General features: G+C 64.6%; 13 protein-coding genes and 1 pseudogene. 8 read left to right on the top strand and 6 right to left on the bottom strand.

Annotation, left to right across the window (positions count from 1 at the left end):
• Positions 1-29: 29 nt before the first annotated feature.
• The 4 genes and pseudogenes from NG701_RS17965 to NG701_RS17950 all read right to left on the bottom strand — a co-directional run bounded on the left by NG701_RS17965 (position 30) and on the right by NG701_RS17950 (position 4,356).
• Positions 30-1,169, bottom strand: a complete 1,140-nt coding sequence (locus NG701_RS17965) for a bifunctional 2-methylcitrate synthase/citrate synthase (protein ID WP_252569393.1) — start codon at positions 1,167-1,169, stop codon at positions 30-32.
• Between the two features lie 74 nt (positions 1,170-1,243).
• Entirely contained in the window at positions 1,244-2,149 is a 906-nt protein-coding gene (gene prpB / locus NG701_RS17960) for a methylisocitrate lyase (RefSeq protein ID WP_252569391.1), read from the bottom strand.
• 33 nt (positions 2,150-2,182) lie between these two features.
• Complete coding sequence (locus tag NG701_RS17955; RefSeq protein ID WP_252569389.1) at positions 2,183-3,703, bottom strand: MmgE/PrpD family protein; 1,521 nt, start codon at positions 3,701-3,703, stop codon at positions 2,183-2,185.
• Positions 3,696-4,356: pseudogene (locus tag NG701_RS17950) on the bottom strand (GntR family transcriptional regulator). The gene NG701_RS17955 and the pseudogene NG701_RS17950 overlap by 8 nt, the downstream one beginning before the upstream one ends.
• A 189-nt stretch (positions 4,357-4,545) precedes the next feature.
• On the opposite strand from NG701_RS17950, the gene NG701_RS21530 reads away from it, so the two are divergent.
• The 3 genes from NG701_RS21530 to NG701_RS17935 are packed head-to-tail and all read left to right on the top strand — an operon-like array spanning position 4,546 to position 7,895.
• The gene (locus tag NG701_RS21530) at positions 4,546-5,202 is read left to right on the top strand and encodes a dihydrofolate reductase family protein (protein ID WP_445260473.1); all 657 of its coding nucleotides are present in this window, start codon (positions 4,546-4,548) and stop codon (positions 5,200-5,202) included.
• Positions 5,171-6,754: an NCS1 family nucleobase:cation symporter-1 gene (locus NG701_RS17940; protein WP_252569384.1), complete on the top strand. Its 1,584-nt coding sequence runs from the start codon at positions 5,171-5,173 to the stop codon at positions 6,752-6,754. Before NG701_RS21530 ends, NG701_RS17940 begins: the two co-directional genes overlap by 32 nt.
• Before the next feature lie 43 nt (positions 6,755-6,797).
• On the top strand, positions 6,798-7,895 hold the full coding sequence (locus tag NG701_RS17935; protein WP_252569382.1) for a pyridoxal-phosphate-dependent aminotransferase family protein: 1,098 nt from the start codon (positions 6,798-6,800) through the stop codon (positions 7,893-7,895).
• Between the two features lie 32 nt (positions 7,896-7,927).
• Here NG701_RS17935 and NG701_RS17930 read toward each other — a convergent pair whose 3' ends face one another.
• Complete coding sequence (locus NG701_RS17930; RefSeq protein ID WP_252569380.1) at positions 7,928-8,641, bottom strand: response regulator; 714 nt, start codon at positions 8,639-8,641, stop codon at positions 7,928-7,930.
• A complete protein-coding gene (locus NG701_RS17925; RefSeq protein ID WP_252569378.1) occupies positions 8,638-10,278 on the bottom strand; it encodes a sensor histidine kinase in 1,641 nt (546 codons plus the stop codon). Before NG701_RS17925 ends, NG701_RS17930 begins: the two co-directional genes overlap by 4 nt.
• Before the next feature lie 143 nt (positions 10,279-10,421).
• On the opposite strand from NG701_RS17925, the gene NG701_RS17920 reads away from it, so the two are divergent.
• From NG701_RS17920 to NG701_RS17900, 5 genes are all read left to right on the top strand, one after another.
• Complete coding sequence (locus NG701_RS17920; RefSeq protein ID WP_252569376.1) at positions 10,422-11,762, top strand: cation:dicarboxylate symporter family transporter; 1,341 nt, start codon at positions 10,422-10,424, stop codon at positions 11,760-11,762.
• Positions 11,763-12,015: 253 nt separating this feature from the next.
• Entirely contained in the window at positions 12,016-12,915 is a 900-nt protein-coding gene (locus tag NG701_RS17915; RefSeq protein ID WP_252569374.1) for a ParA family protein, read from the top strand.
• Positions 12,916-12,922: 7 nt separating this feature from the next.
• Positions 12,923-13,735: a segregation and condensation protein A gene (locus tag NG701_RS17910; protein ID WP_252569372.1), complete on the top strand. Its 813-nt coding sequence runs from the start codon at positions 12,923-12,925 to the stop codon at positions 13,733-13,735.
• Between the two features lie 35 nt (positions 13,736-13,770).
• On the top strand, positions 13,771-14,394 hold the full coding sequence (gene scpB / locus NG701_RS17905) for an SMC-Scp complex subunit ScpB (RefSeq protein WP_252569481.1): 624 nt from the start codon (positions 13,771-13,773) through the stop codon (positions 14,392-14,394).
• A gap of 110 nt (positions 14,395-14,504) precedes the next feature.
• Entirely contained in the window at positions 14,505-15,794 is a 1,290-nt protein-coding gene (locus NG701_RS17900) for a pseudouridine synthase (protein WP_252569370.1), read from the top strand.

Raw genomic sequence — 15,794 nt, 5'->3', positions numbered from 1 at the left:
AGCTTGCGAGGTTTGGGAGCCGGCGGGGATTACGGAACGTGCCGTTCGTCCGGTCCGTTGTATTCGCTCAGTGGGCGGATCAGGGAGTTGCTGGCTGCCTGTTCCATGATGTGGGCGGTCCAGCCGGTGATGCGGCTGGCCACGAACAGGGGAGTAAACGTAGCGGTGTCGAATCCCATCAGGTGGTAGGTGGGGCCGGCCGGGTAGTCGAGGTTCGGTTTGATGGCCTTGGCCTCGTCCATCGCGGCTTCGAGCCCGTTGTAGAGGCCCAGGAGTTCGGGGCGGCCGTAGTGGGCGATCATCTTGTCCAGCGCGGCCTTCATGGTGGGGACGCGGGAGTCGCCGTGCTTGTAGACGCGGTGGCCGAAGCCCATGACCTTTTTCTTCTGGGCCAGTGCGTCCTCCATCCAGGCTTTGGCACGGGTGGCGGCTTCGTCCAGTGATTCCTCCGGCCGGATCCCGATCTCGTCGAACGTGTGCATCACGGCTTCGTTGGCGCCGCCATGGAGCGGGCCTTTGAGTGCGCCGATCGCGCCGGTCACGGCCGAGTGCAGGTCAGACAGGCTGGAGGTGATGACCCGGGCGGTGAACGTGGAGGCGTTGAAGGAGTGCTCGGCGTACAGGATCATCGAAACATTGAAGGCATCCACGACTTCCGGGACTTGGTCGTCACCGAATGACATCCACAGGAAGTTTTCCGAGTAGCCCAGGTCATCCCGGGGCTCAACGACTTCCTGGCCGCGCCGGCGCCGCTGGTCGTAGGCAACAACGGCGGGCATCGCAGCGAAGAGATCCACGGCCTTTGCCATGTTGGCCTCGGGCGACGAGTCTTCGGCCAGTGGGTGGCGGGCGCCCATGACTGAGGCCGCGGTCCGGCAGACATCCATGGGGTGGGCGGTGGTGGGAATCGTGTCGACGATCTGCTTCACCACAGGATCGAGGGCGCGGCCGGCGCGCTCGCGGGCAGAGAATGCGGACAGCTCATCGGGGGTGGGCAGTTCGCCGTTCCACAACAGGAAGGCCACTTCCTCGAAGCTGCATTTGGCGGCGAGCTCCTGGACGGGGTAGCCGCGGTACAGCAGCGAATTGGTGTCCGGGTTGACCTTCGAAACCGCGGTGTAGTCCACCACGACGCCGGCCAGGCCCTTCTTGATATCGACAGCAACCATGCTGTCCTCCTTCGTTCATTGGGCAAGCCCGGATGTGCCGGAATGCTTGCAGTATCCTTGGTGGCTCCCGGGTCCTAGCGGACGCCGGGAATTTGGAAGTTGAAAACGCCGGTATCGAAGTGGTTGTAGGCCTCGTAGTCCACAAGGTCATAAAGCCGTGCACGGGTGAGCATGTTCTCCACTTGTGCTTCCTGCGACCCTGTGGCCTTGATCGATTCCAGAGTACGCTCTGCTGCGCCCATGGCAATGCGCAGCAGCGTGACCGGATATATGACCATGTTGACGCCGACGCCCTGCAGCTGGTCCACGGTGAACAGCTCGCTCTGGCCGAATTCGGTCATGTTGGCCAGGATGGGCACGTCTACGGCGTCACGGATGGCCTGGAACTCGGACAGGTCCTTCATGGCCTCCGGGAAGATGGCGTCCGCACCGGCATCCACGAGGGCCCGTGCCCTGTCCTTGGCGGCTTCGATTCCCTCCACGGCGCGGATGTCGGTCCGGGCCATGATGAGGAAGTTCGGATCGCGGCGGGCATCAGCCGCGGCGCGGATGCGCTTGGTGGCCGTGTCCAGGTCCACGACGTTTTTGCCGTCGAGGTGCCCGCAGCGCTTGGGGTTGAACTGGTCTTCGATGTGGCAGCCGGCCAAACCGGCGTTCTCGAGTTCCTGGATGCTGCGGGCCACGTTCATGGGCTCGCCGAAGCCGGTGTCCGCGTCCACCAGCGTGGGCAGGTCGGTCATGCGGGCGATCTGCCCGGCCCGCGTGGCCACCTCGGTGAGGGTGGTCAGTCCGATGTCCGGCAGGCCAAGGTCATTGGCCAGCACGGCACCGGAGACGTAGACACCGGCGAAGCCCTTTTCCTCGATCAGCCGCGCCGAGAGCGGGTTGAAGGCGCCCGGGAACTGTTGGATGGTGCCGGACGCGAGCATGTCGCGCAGCGCGATCCGCTTCTGTTCCGGGGTGGTCTTGGAATACAGCATCTGATTCTCCTGTGCGGGGTGGGTAGGCAGAGCTTAGAAGAGGCCGGCTGGTGCGTTGCTGAGGTCGATGACGCCCGGGGCCGCGGTGATGTTCAGCTGGTCCAGTTCGCCGGCGCCGAGTTCCGGGAGGCTTTCGGCGGCCGCGAGGAAACGCTCGATTTCCTCCTCGGCGACCAGGCCGGCTGCCAGGCTGCGGAACTTGTTGATGTACTGCTGGCGGGCGAAGGGGCGGGCGCCGAGCGGGTGGGCGTCGGCCACGGCGATCTGGTCGGTGATGACCGTGCCGTCCTTCAGGGTGATCTCCACGGAACCGCCGAAGGCCTTCTCGGCGATGTCCAGGGAGTGGTAGCGGCGGGTCCATTCGGGGTCTTCGACGGTGCTGACCTTGTTCCACAGCTCCACCGTGTCGGCGCGGCCGGCACGCTCAGGACTGTAGGAGTCAACGTGGTGCCAGGAGCCGTCCTGGAGTGCCACGGTGAAGATATACGGGATGGAGTGGTCCAGGGTTTCCCGGCTGGCCGTGGGGCTGTACTTCTGGGGATCGTTGGCGCCCGAGCCGATGACGTAGTGCGTGTGGTGGCTGGTCTTGATCAGGACCGAGGTCACGTTGGCCGGGTCCGTTGCCTCGGGGTGCTCGGTGTGGAGCTTGCGGGCGAGGTCGATCCAGGCCTGCGCCTGGTATTCGGCGGAGTGTTCCTTGGTGTAGGTGTCCATGATGGCGCGCTTGGCTTCGCCGGCCTCGGGCAGGGGGACCTCGTAGGAGGCGTCCGGGCCGTCCAGCATCCAGGCGATCACGCCGTCTTCGCCTTCGTAGATCGGCACGGGGGAGGTCTGGCCGCGCATGGAGCGGTCCACGGCTTCGACAGCCATCTTGCCTGCGAACGCCGGCGCGTGGGCCTTCCAGGTGGAGATTTCGCCCTTGCGGGACTGGCGGGTGGCGGTGGTGGTGTGCAGCGCCTGGCCGACGGACTGGAAGATCGTCTCGACGTCCAGGCCCAGGAGGGTGCCGATTCCGGCGGCCGCGGACGGGCCGAGGTGGGCCACGTGGTCGATCTTGTGCTTGTGCAGGCAGATCGCCTTGACCAGGTTGACCTGGATCTCATAGCCGGTGGCGATGCCGCGGATCAGGTCCTTGCCGCTGGCGCCGACGTGCTGGCCAACGGCGAGGATCGGCGGGATGTTGTCGCCCGGGTGGGAGTAGTCAGCCGCCAGGAACGTGTCGTGGTAGTCGAGCTCGCGGACGGCCACACCGTTGGCCCAGGCTGCCCATTCGGGGGAGACGCGGTCCGTGATGCCGAAGATGCCGGCGCCCTTGCCGTTGGTGGTCGGTGCGTGGGTGAGCGCCTGGGCGCGGGCAGCCACAATCGGGCCGCGGTTCAGGGAAGCGATGGCCACGGAGGCATTGTCGATGACACGGTTGATGACCATCTCGGTGACCTCGGGCGTGACCTCGACGGGGTCGGCGGCGACGGTGGCGATCTTGTGTGCGAGCTGGTCTTCACGGGCGAGGTTCTCTTCGCTCTTGTAGACGCGGACGTGGTGTTCCTTAACCATGGTGCTCCTTCTTAGTGCTGTGGGTGGGTAGCTTTGACGTGGGAAAGACTGCGGTGCAGGTGGACAGTGGTGGCGGCTTCCGCCAGGCGCGGGTTGCCTGCGGCGATCGCTTCGGCAATGGCCGCGTGTTCGGCGGCGGCGGCCGTCAGGCGGGCGGCGTCATCGGCAGCGAGCCTGCGGACCCGCACGAGGTGCACGCGGAGGCTGCGCATGGCCTGGGCCAGGTAGGAATTGGTGATGGCTGCGTCGATTGCCGCGTCGAGGCGTCCCACCAAATGGTAGTAGTCGTGACGGGCCGGGTCCGTGCCGTTGATCAGGGCCGGCGCTCCCAGCAGTTCGTCCTGGAGCTGCAGGAAAGTGGCGGGATCGCCCCGTTCGGCGGCCAGGGCAGCGGCCCGACCTTCGAGCGTTTCGCGGAGCTCGAAGAGTTCGTCGATGTCCTCCAGCGAGATATCGGTGACGACGACGCCGCGGCCGCCCGCCGCCGTCGTCAGCCCTTCCGCCGTGAGCCGGCTCAGCGCCTCCCGAAGGGGCGTGCGCGAGATGCCCAGCCGTTCGGACTGCTCCACCTCGGCAAGGACCGTTCCGGGGAGCAGCCGCCATTCAATAATGTCTTCGCGCAGCGTTGCGTAAGCTTGGTCGCTGGCCCGCATGGTCCCTCCCTTCAATCCGTTGCTTAGCATCAGTGTATACACGAATTGCCATTTAGCCCAGCAAATTAGCGAAAACCGACGCTATCACGTGCTTAGTGTATACAAATACCTTTGGTCCCTCGTCCAGCCCGGACCAGCGCTACGAGATGGGGCTCGTTGACCGCGCGCCAGCGGACTACAGTTGGCGCCATGCGAAAACGCATCGTCCAGCAGTGGGTTACCGTCGACAACATCGCCGCGGAAGAGGACGGCGGGCTTAGCTTCGTGTCTGGGGAGCCCTTTTCCGAGACCACCAACAAGGCGTTCAAGGCAAGCGTGAGGGGGTTCATCGACTCGGTCGACACGATGATTCTCGGCGCGAATACCTACGCCCAGTCCAAGGACTACTGGCCGTACGCCGAAGAGCAGGGCGAGTACGGCGAGAAGCTCAACAACCTCACCACGTTCGTTGCCTCGTCGACGCTGGATGACGCCCCCTGGGGCGACTTTCCCGCCGCGACCGTGACGCGCGACCCGGCCGCTACCATCCGGGAGCTCAAGGAGCAGAGCGGCAAGGACACCTGGCTGTTGGGGGAGCTTGAAGCTCATGCACTCCCTTCTGGACGCGGGCATCGTCGACGAAGTCCGGATGCTGGTCTGCCCGGCGTCACGCGGCAAGGGAACGCGCATCTTCGAGGATCGGCAGGACCTGTTGCTGGTCGAGGCCACCGGGTTCGAAAACGGCGTGGTACTTCTGCGCTACGAGATCAAGAAATAAGCGGAAAGTCCGATTTTTTGCCGGCAATGCCGTTTCCGTCCTACGGAGGTCTGCATCATGTCCCACCAAAACGATCCCGGCGCGCATGACGAGCACGGGCATCCGCATCTGATTGACCCTGAGCCGTGGGGCACCGGTGACCCCGCGGTCGAGGAAATCGTGAGGGGGGAGCCAGCCACTCGGGTCCAGGTGCCCGCGGGCGTGAGCCCCCGGCTCTACAACGAGGACCTGGCGCCCACCACGCGCAAGGGGCGCACATGGCACGCCTACAGCATCTTCACGCTCTGGGCGAACGACGTGCACTCGCTGGGCAATTACGTGTTTGCCATCGGACTGTTCGCCCTGGGATTGGGCGCCTGGCAGATCATGCTCGCCTTCCTACTCGGCGCGGTCCTGCTGTTCCTTCTCCTGAACCTTTCGGGGTTCATGGGCGAGCGTACCGGCGTACCGTTCCCGGTCATGAGCAGGATCGCGTTCGGCATCCGGGGCTCCAATATCCCCGCCATCATCCGCGGCGCCGTGGCCGTGGCCTGGTTCGGCATCCAGACCTATCTGGCCTCGGTGGTGCTCCGGGTGCTGATCTTAGCCCTCGCACCGTCCCTGGCACCGCTCGACTCAGACTCATTCCTCGGGCTCTCGACCCTGGGCTGGATCTCGTTCGTTGGGCTGTGGGCGATGCAGACGGTGATCGTGAGCTTCGGCATGGAGATGATCCGCAAGTACGAGGCCTTCGCAGGCCCCATCATCCTGGTCACCATGCTCACGCTGGCCGTCTGGATGTTGGTGGAAGCCGGCGGGACCATCGCCTGGTCCACCGTCGACTCGCTGACGGGCCCCGTGATGTGGGTGCGGATTTTCCAGTCGGCCGCGCTATGGGTGGTCGTTTACGGGACGTTCGTACTGAACTTCTGCGACTTCACGCGGGGCGCGCCCTCCAGACGGTCGGTGGTGCGGGGCAACTTCTTCGGCATCCCCATCAACATGCTCTTCTTCGCCGCCATCGTCGTTGTTCTCGCCGGCGCCCAGTACAAGATCGACGGCACGGTCATCGAGTCGCCCACCGACGTCGTCAACGCCATCCCGAACACGCTCCTGCTGGTGCTGGCCTGCTTGGCCCTGATCATCCTGACGGTGGCCGTGAACCTCATGGCCAACTTCGTGGCGCCCATATATACGCTGGCCCACCTTTTCCCGCGGACGCTGAACTTCCGCCGCGCAGCCATTATCTCCGCGGTGATCGGCCTGGTGATCCTGCCGTGGAACCTGTACAACTCGCCCGTGGTCATCGTCTACTTCCTCGGCGGGCTGGGCGCCCTCCTGGGACCACTGTTCGGCGTCATCATGGCCGACTACTGGCTGGTCCGTAAGGGCAGGGTCAACATTCCGGATTTGTACTCGGATTCTCCCGACGGGGAGTATGCCTACACCCGTGGCGTCAACCGGAAGGCTGTCATCGCGGGCACACCGGCTGCGATCGTCGCGCTGGTGCTTGCTCTCGTCCCTGCGTTCACGTATATCTCCGGCTTCTCCTGGTTCGTCGGCGCGATCCTGGCCGCCGTCACCTACCTGCTGATCATGGATCGCCGTACGCCGTTCCACGCCGTCGACGGCGAGGATATCGCCGTCGCACCGAAGCACTGACCGGCCCGACAGGGGCAAAGAGTCCCCCAACGGAGGAGTTCCAATGCCACAGGCTTTGACCTCGCGGTTCCTGTTCGGTCCGGGACCGAGCAACTGCTACCCGGAAGTGACCGCCGCGTTGGCGCATCCGGTGATTGGGCACTTGGATCCGGTCTTCATTGAACGGCTCGACAACACCTGCGAAGGCCTCCGCACGGTCTGGGGGACTCAGAATGCCCGCACACTGCCATTGAGCGTCACCGGTTCCGGCGGCATGGAAGCGGCTTTTGTGAACACCGTGGACGAAGGCGATGTGGCAGTGATCGCCGTCAACGGCCTCTTCGGTGAGCGTATGTGTGAGGTGGCCCGCCGCTGCGGCGCGACCGTGGTTCGTGTAGACCACGAATGGGGCGCGCCCATCGACGTCGAACGCGTTCTGACGGCCCACCCGCGACCGAAGGTGATTGCGGCGGTCCACGCCGAAACGTCGACCGGTGTGCTGTCCGACGTCGCATCGCTCGGGCAGAACAAGGGCGATGCGCTGTTCATTGTCGACGCCGTGACGTCCATCGGCGGGCTGGAACTCCTTGCAGACGACTGGGGAATCGACGTCGGCTATGCCGGCACTCAGAAATGCCTCGGCGTGCCGCCAGGGCTATCGCCCTTCACCATGTCGGGTAGGGCCTTCGAGCGAAGGATCGAGAATCCCCGCTCCTGGTACCTGGACGTTGGTCTGCTGGGCGGTTACGTCGGGGCCGCCAGCGGCAGCGGTCGAACCTACCATCACACGCCGCCAGTCACCATGATCGCCGGTCTCGAGGCGGGCTTGCAACGAATCCTGGCCGAAGGACTGGACGCGGTCCAGGCGCGCCACCGCGCGGCAGGGGCCGCGTTGCAGGCGGGGCTCCAGGAGATGGGACTTGAGCTGTTCGCGGCCGAGGGCCACCGGCTGCCCAGCCTTACCACTGTCAAGGTCCCAGACGGTATCGACTCCGCGGCCGTACGCCGCCATCTTCTGGAGCACTTCAGCATCGAGATTGGCTCAGGGGCGGGCAAGTACGCTTCCAGCATCTGGCGGATCGGAATGATGGGACCCAACGCAAGCGCCGCGTCAGTGACCCTGGCGCTGGGGGCTCTCAAGGAAGCCATCGCCTCTGCCTAGCCAAGGATTCTCGGGGAAACACTGCTGTAGTATCAGGGCCGCTTCCAGCCGTATTCATTCTCCGGCCGGCCGGGCGTGCCGTAGCGGGGTGCCCGGGAGGCGATGCCGGCGTCGGCGAGGTATTCGAGGTAGCGGCGGGCCGTCACGCGGGACATTCCCAGCGCCGCCATGACCTCTGTGGCCGAAACGGATCCCGAATGCTGTTTCAGGTAGTCCCGGACCGAGTCCAGTGTGGAGACGGAAAGGCCTTTCGGGAGGGGCATTTCCGACGGCGCCCGGAGGCTTGCGAAGGCCTGGTCAACTTCGCTCTGGGATGCGCCGGACCTCCCGGCTCCGGACCCGGGGGAGGCCAGTTGCTGCCGGAACAGCCGGTAGCTGGAGAGCTTGTCCTCGAACGTGGCAAAGGTGAAGGGCTTGATCAGGTACTGGACCACGCCGATGGCCACGGCGCTCCGGACAATCGCCACTTCCCGGACCGCGGTGATGGCAATAATGTCCGCCAGGATTCCTGACGCACGCATCCGGCGGGCGATGTCCAGGCCATGCAGGTCCGGAAGGTTCATGTCGAGCAGGACCAGTTCCGCCGGCTCGCCGGCAGCCGCGAGTTCCCCCAGCAGCCTGAGCGCTGACTGGCCGTCAGGGGCCGTCCCGGCCAGCATAAATCCTGCCATCCTGCCGACGTAGGCTGCGTGCGCGGCCGACGCCACCGGCTCGTCTTCCACCACGAGGACGCGGATATCGCTCACTGAAACTGCTCCTCTTTGTCGGTTCCGGCGGACATGGCCGGCAGGAAGACCTGGAAGCGTGCGCCGTCCGTGCCTGTGATGGTCATCGTCCCGTCCAGGCGCTGCACGGCCTGGCGGACGAGGGCCAGGCCAATGCCGCGTCCGAACGGGCCGGACGCCTTGGTGCTGAAGCCGTGCCGGAAAATATCCTCCACCGCTGCAGGGTCCACGCCCGGTCCGGAATCCTCCACCGTGATGTCCAGCCCCTCGGTGTCGGACTCCACGGTCAGTTCCACAGTTCTGGGAGCCGCTCCATCTGCGGCGGCGTCGATCGCGTTGTCCAGGAGGTTTCCCAGGATGGTGACAAGGTCCTGGACGGCCAGGCCCGCAACGGATGCGGAGCCCTCCGTGGACAGCGTCAGCTTCACTCCGCGCTCATTCGCTTCCGCAGCTTTGCCCATGATCAGGGCGCTCAGGACAGGCTCGTCCACGGAACTCACCATCTCGTCGGTCAGCTGCTGGCTCAGTTCGAGATCCTTGGTGGCGAATTCCAGGGCCTCCCGGGTCCGCCCCAGCTCCAGCAGGGAAACCATGGTGTGCAGCCGGTTGGCGTGCTCGTGGGTCTGGGCGCGGAGGGCGTCGGACAGCGTCCGCATTGTTTCCAGTTCACTGCCCAACGACTCGATTTCCGTCCGGTCGCGGATCGTGGCCACGGTGCCGAACACCGCCGGCCGGCGGAGGCCGGGGGAGTCGGGACCCACGGCCGGGCCCTGGTTCACCACCACAATCCGCGGACCCGTGAGATGGATTTCATCGTGGGCGGTGCGGCCGGATTCAAAGAGTTCCTTCAGGCTGGGGGCCAGCGGGAGGTCCGTCAGGAGGGGCGGCCGGGACGGATCACCGTCCGAATCGCGCGGCTCCAGGCCCAGCAGCTCAGCGGCCTGGTCGTTGTACATCACCACCCGGCCCTTGGTGTCGATCAGGATCAGCCCCTCACGCACGGAATGCAGGACCGATTCGTAATACGCGAACAGCTGAGCCAGCTGCTCGGGCCCCCACCCCCTGGTCACCCGGCGCAGGTAGCGGCCCAACAGCCAGGACGCCAAGGATCCGCCCACGAGCAGGGCCAGGCCGAGGGCCAGCAGGGCGGGCAGCCGGCCGGTGAGCGCCACGTCCACTGTCCGGACCGTGACGCCGGCAGCAACCAGCGCCTTGACGGTGCCCGCTGCATCCTTGACCGGGACAACCGTCCGCACCGACGGCCCCAGCGTTCCCGCCGTGACCTCGGTGAACACCTCGCCACGCAGCGACGCCTCGATGGAGCCGATGTACGGCTTGCCTATTTCCTCGCTGCGCGGATGCGTCCACCGGGTCCTGTCCGGCGCCATGATGGTGATGAAATCCGCTCCAGATCCGGCCATGACATCCAGCGCGTAAGGCTGCAGCAGCGCCGTCGGATCTGTTTCGTCCGCGGCCTGGAGGACCAGGGGGTTGGCGGCAACCGCGGCAGCCACCCCGGCCATGCGCCGCCCGGCCTCGTCATAGGCGCGGTCCCGGGCATCAATAAACGTCGCGGATCCGACGATCGCCGTTAAGGCCAGGACAATCAACAGATTCGCCACAAACAGCCTGCGGGCGATACTCCAGCGGTGGATCATCAGTACCTCCCATGACCAATATGAACGCAAGGGTGAGCCAAGTCACGGTGTACCTAATGATGGATATCACACCACACCGACGCAACGAGCCCAGAGAGTGCGCCGCAGCGTCTACCAGATTACCCATGAAGGAGACACATATCATGACCTCTCAACGAGGAGAGTCTGCAGCGCCTGCAAAGGCCGCCCGCAAGGGGCTGGACAAATCCCATTACCTTTACATCGCCGTCATTGTCGCCGTGATCGCGGGCGCCGTCGTCGGCCTCCTGTTTCCCGAGGTCGGCAAATCGCTGAAACCGCTCGGCGACGGCTTCATCAAGCTCATCAAGATGATGATCGCGCCGATCATCTTCTGCACCATCGTCCTGGGCATTGGCTCCATAGCCAAGGCAGCCACCGTAGGCAAGGTGGGCGGCCTGGCCTTGGGCTACTTTATGGTTATGTCCACGTTCGCGCTGGGCATCGGCCTTGTGGTAGGCAACCTGATCCACCCGGGTGAAGGTTTGAAGCTGGCGGCGTACGACCCCAGTAAGAAGGCAGAAGTAGACAGCACCGTTGCCTTCCTCCTGGGCATCATTCCGGGCGACATTCCCGTTCTGCCAACACTCTTCGCTGCCATCCTCGTAGGCTTCGCCCTCCAGAAGATGGGTGCGCAGGGCGCTCCTGTCCTGAAGGCCATCGGCCACGGCCAGGTAGTGGTGTTCAGGATCCTGATCATGATCATGTGGCTTGCTCCGGTGGGCGCCTTCGGTGCCATCGCCGCCGTCGTCGGCGCCACTGGTGTCGCGGCAATCGTGAGCATGGCCACCCTCATGGTGGCCTTCTACATCACCTGTGCCCTCTTCATAGTCGTGATCCTCGGCGGTCTGCTCCAGGTGGTGACCGGCGTGAACATCTTCAAGCTGATGAAGTACCTGGCCCGCGAATACCTCCTGATCTTCTCCACCTCCTCCTCCGAGGCCGCACTGCCCCGTCTGATCGCCAAGATGGAGCACCTGGGCGTGTCCAAGCCGGTCGTCGGCGTCACCGTGCCCACCGGTTACTCCTTCAACCTCGACGGCACGGCCATCTACCTGACCATGGCATCGCTGTTCGTGGCCAACGCCATGGGAACCCCTCTGGATCTCGGCGCCCAGGTATCCCTGCTCATCTTCATGATCATCGCCTCGAAGGGTGCAGCCGGTGTCACAGGTGCAGGCCTCGCCACACTGGCCGCTGGCCTCCAGGCACACAAGCCCGAGCTCCTCGGCGGCGTAGGCATGATCGTCGGGATCGACCGCTTCATGTCCGAAGCCCGCGCATTGACCAACTTCACGGGCAACGCTGTGGCCACGCTCCTGATCGGGACCTGGGTCAAGGAGATCGACGGCGAGCAGGTCCAGCGCGTCCTGTCCGGCGAAGAGCCCTTCGACGAGCAGACCATGATCGCCGGCCACCACGAGGTACACGAAACCCCGGCGCAGCCAGTTCCGGCAAACGCCTAGTCCTTAGAGCACAAGTCCTTAAGGGACAAGCGCCAGGCGCGCAAAACCGCCCGCACAGACAACCTGTGCGGGCGGTTGTGCGTCGGGACTGATCAACCTTCGACCTCAGGTAAAAGGTCAAGGCTCAAACACCATCAAAAGTCAAGTTCCACAGAATGCCGTGTCGGGCGTTGTAGCCTTGGGTGGAAAGAAGCATGGGCGCTGGTCAGTCAGCGGCAGAACAATCACCGTCATCGAAAGTGTGGAGAGATACGTGAGCAGCGAACAGGGTTCAGCAACTCTGGAAGGCACGGAACTCGATCTGGAAGACGCCGTGATGGGTCCCACAGGGCGCCCCTACCGCGAATTTCCGGAACCCGCCCCGCTGCAGTCCCACGGTCCCGCGCGCGTGATCGCCATGGTCAACCAAAAAGGCGGCGTAGGCAAGACCACATCCACCATCAACCTTGCAGCAGCGCTGGCCGAATACGGCCGCCGTGTCCTCCTGGTTGACTTTGATCCCCAGGGTGCCCTGTCAGCAGGCCTGGGGATCAACCCGCACGAGCTTGATCTCACCATCTACAACGTCCTCATGGACCGCAAGGTGGACATCCGCGACGCCATCCACCAGACCGGCGTCGAAAACGTGGACCTGCTGCCGGCCAACATTGACCTCTCCGCCGCGGAAGTGCAGCTGGTCAATGAAGTAGCCCGTGAGCAGGTCTTGGACAGGGCCCTGAAAAAAGTCGAAGACGATTACGATGTCGTCCTGATTGACTGCCAGCCGTCCTTGGGACTTCTGACGGTCAACGCCCTGACTGCCGCCCACGGCGTGATCATCCCGCTGATCTGCGAGTTTTTCGCCCTCCGTGCTGTAGCCCTGCTGGTGGAAACCATCGACAAGGTCCAGGACAGGCTGAACCCCGGCCTGCAGGTTGATGGTGTCCTGGCCACCATGTACGACGCCCGTACGCTCCACAGCCGCGAAGTCATCACCCGCCTGGTGGAAGCCTTCGGCGACAAAGTCTTCGAGACCGTCATCAAACGTTCCATCAAGTTCGCGGACGCCACCGTCGCGGCCGAACCGATTACCAGCTACGCAGGCAGCCACATCGGCGCCGATGCCTACCGCCGCCTGGCCAAAGAGCTGATTTCGCGCGGCGGCGCACCCTAAAGACGCCGTGGCCGAGTCCAAACCCGGCTTTGAGGTGCGGCTGGCCAACTTCACCGGCCCGTTCGACCTTTTGCTGGGCCTGATCGCCAAGCACCAGCTGGATATTACCGAAGTGGCCATTGCCACCGTCACTGATGAGTTCATCAAGTACATCAGGAAGCTCCAGAAGCTCGGCGAGGAATGGGCGCTGGATGAAGCCAGCGAATTCCTGGTCATCGCCGCCACCCTCCTGGACCTCAAGGCGGCCAGGCTCCTGCCCGCCGGCGAAGTCGAGGACGATGAGGACATCGCCTTGCTGGAAGCGCGGGACCTCCTTTTTGCGAGGCTCCTCCAATACAAGGCGTTCAAGCAGGTGGCAGCCCTGATGGCTGGAACCCTGGAACAGGAAGGCAGCCGGTTTCCGCGTCAGGTGGCCTTGGAAGAACATTTTGCCGCGATGCTTCCGGAACTCGTGTGGAAGCACACACCGGACCAGTTCGCCCGCCTGGCCGAGTCCGCACTGAAGCCCAAAACGCCCAGGCCAACCGAGGTGGGCTTGGCCCACCTGCACGGGAGTGCCGTCAGCGTGAAGGAACAGGCGGAGATCCTGGGGCTCCGGCTCCAGTTGGGAAAGCCCCTGACTTTTCGCGCGTTGATCGCCGACGCCGATTCCACCCTCGTGGTGGTGGCCAGGTTCCTGGCCTTGCTGGAGATGTTCCGGGACAGGGCAGTGTCCTTCGACCAGGTATCGCCGCTGGGTGATCTCACGGTGCACTGGGCGGTGGATGGCCGGGACTGGTCAACGGAGAACCTAAGCGAAGAATACGAGGAACTGTCGTGAGCCAAGAACTTCCGGAGCCTGGGGCGGAGCCGGGCATGGACGTCCGGGATCTGCCCGGCGGTGCGAGGGCTGCACTCGAGGCGGTCCTGATGGTCCTGGACCAACCGGCCAGCGCTACTGAGCTGGCCGCCGGGCTTAACCTGACCGTCGACGTCGTCGAGCAGTTACTGGCGGAACTGCAGCGGGAGTATAGCGGCTATACTGTTAAAGCCCCGGACATGGACGATGCCAGCGATGCTGGTTTCAGCGCCAGCCCCCGGGGTTTTGAATTGCGGAACATCGCCGGTGGCTGGCGGATCTACTCCCGCGCAGACTTCGCCGAGATCGTCGGACGGTTTGTGCTTGAGGGTCAGACGGCCAGGCTCACGCAGGCGGCTTTGGAAACACTGGCTGTCATCGCATACCGCCAGCCTGTCTCCAGGGCCAGGGTGTCTGCAATTCGAGGAGTCAATGTCGATTCTGTCGTACGGACATTGACCCAGCGCGGGCTGATCGAAGATTCGGGACATGATCCTGAGTCGGGTGCCATCCTCTACCGGACCACGTCGTATTTCCTGGAACGGATGGGAATCGGCTCCGCAGCGGAACTGCCTCAGCTCTCACCCCATCTTCCGGGGCTTGAGGGCATCGCGGAGTTCTACGACGCCGACAGAATGTAGGCGGGAAATCCCGCGTGCGCACACGAATATTCATAAGGGCAGATAATTTCTGCATGGCTGGCTAGGGTTGTTCTTGGACAACCAGCCGGCCAAATAACGAAGGACGGGTCATGACACAGGCGGGACGCCAGGGTTCACCACGTAACAGTTCGGGACGTAACAGTTCAGAACGCAATGCCGGAGAGGGCGGCGCGAGCCGCAATCCAGCGGCCAGCCGTAATTCGGCGCAGGGCGGCGCAAGCCGTAACTCTGCACAGGGCGGCAGCGGCCGCCCCAGCGCGGCAGGCGGCGGATTCCGCGCCGGCGCCGGCAAGCGTAACGCCGGATTCGGTGGCGGGGACCGGCCGTACAAGGCCCCGAGGCCGCGCGAGGAGCCATTTGTGGATCCCGGCGATGCTCCTGCGTCGCCGCCGGCCGGCCGCGGTGCCTCCGACTGGAAGCCCGCTGCCAGCGCCTCGGCGCGCAAGCCTGCCGCCCGCAAGCCGGGTGCCAACAAAGCTCCCGGCACTCCGGGCGCGCTCAAGCCCAAGCCACGCACCGGCAGGCCCGGGGCGGCGGCGTCACGCGCCTTCGGCAGCGAACGTTTCGGCCAGAACCTTGGCCCCGTGCGGAAGCCTGCCCGCAAGCGTGGACCCCGCGGTTCCGCTCCGCAGTCTGAAATGCACGACGCCGATGGCACCCGCCTGCAGAAGGTCATGGCCCAGGCCGGCGTGGCTTCGCGCCGCGTCTGCGAAGAGATGATCTCCGAAGGTCGGGTAGAAGTCGACGGCCAGGTGGTCACTGAGCTTGGTGTCCGCGTGGACCCCAAGACAGCGGTCATCCACGTTGACGGCCTGCGCATCCAGCTGGATGAAAACCTCGTGTATATGGTCTTCAACAAGCCCAAGGGCGTGGTGTCCACCATGGAGGACCCCGATGGCCGTCCCTGCATCAGCGATTTTGTGCGGAAGACCCACCAGGGCGAACGCCTGTTCCATGTGGGCCGGCTGGACGTCGCCACCGAAGGTCTGCTGCTGCTGACGAACGACGGCGAACTCGCCAACCGGCTGACACACCCGTCCTACGAGGTCCCGAAGACCTACCTGGTCCAGGTCCGCGGCCCGTTCCCGCAGGGAGTCGGCGCCCAGCTCCGGGAAGGTGTGGAACTCGAGGATGGCTTTGCCTCCGTTGACTCCTTCAAGCTGGTGGACTCCACTCCGGGCCACGTGCTGATCGAAGTGATCCTGCACTCGGGCAAGAACCGGATTGTCCGTCGCCTGTTCGACGCCGTTGGGTTCCCGGTCCTGCGCCTGGTGCGCGTCAAGGTCGGTCCCATTGGCCTGGGCGACCAGCGCCAGGGCAGCATCCGCAACCTTGGCAAGCAGGAAGTCGGCCACCTGCTGGCATCCGTAGGACTCTGA

Origin of the sequence: Pseudarthrobacter cellobiosi, assembly GCF_023913815.1 — a bacterium.
Taxonomy (GTDB): Bacteria; Actinomycetota; Actinomycetes; order Actinomycetales; family Micrococcaceae; genus Arthrobacter; species Arthrobacter cellobiosi.
This window is presented reverse-complemented; position numbering and strand designations above follow the sequence as displayed.

Excerpts from the sequence above, each read along its gene's own strand:
- NG701_RS17955 (WP_252569389.1), bottom strand. The coding sequence starts at position 3,703 with ATGGTTAAGGAACACCACGTCCGCGTCTACAAGAGCGAAGAGAACCTC.
- scpB (WP_252569481.1), top strand. The coding sequence starts at position 13,771 with ATGGACGTCCGGGATCTGCCCGGCGGTGCGAGGGCTGCACTCGAGGCG.
- NG701_RS17935 (WP_252569382.1), top strand. The coding sequence starts at position 6,798 with ATGCCACAGGCTTTGACCTCGCGGTTCCTGTTCGGTCCGGGACCGAGC.
- NG701_RS17965 (WP_252569393.1), bottom strand. The coding sequence starts at position 1,169 with ATGGTTGCTGTCGATATCAAGAAGGGCCTGGCCGGCGTCGTGGTGGAC.
- NG701_RS17940 (WP_252569384.1), top strand. The coding sequence starts at position 5,171 with ATGTCCCACCAAAACGATCCCGGCGCGCATGACGAGCACGGGCATCCG.
- prpB (WP_252569391.1), bottom strand. The coding sequence starts at position 2,149 with ATGCTGTATTCCAAGACCACCCCGGAACAGAAGCGGATCGCGCTGCGC.
- NG701_RS17900 (WP_252569370.1), top strand. The coding sequence starts at position 14,505 with ATGACACAGGCGGGACGCCAGGGTTCACCACGTAACAGTTCGGGACGT.
- NG701_RS17925 (WP_252569378.1), bottom strand. The coding sequence starts at position 10,278 with ATGATCCACCGCTGGAGTATCGCCCGCAGGCTGTTTGTGGCGAATCTG.
- NG701_RS17920 (WP_252569376.1), top strand. The coding sequence starts at position 10,422 with ATGACCTCTCAACGAGGAGAGTCTGCAGCGCCTGCAAAGGCCGCCCGC.
- NG701_RS21530 (WP_445260473.1), top strand. The coding sequence starts at position 4,546 with ATGCGAAAACGCATCGTCCAGCAGTGGGTTACCGTCGACAACATCGCC.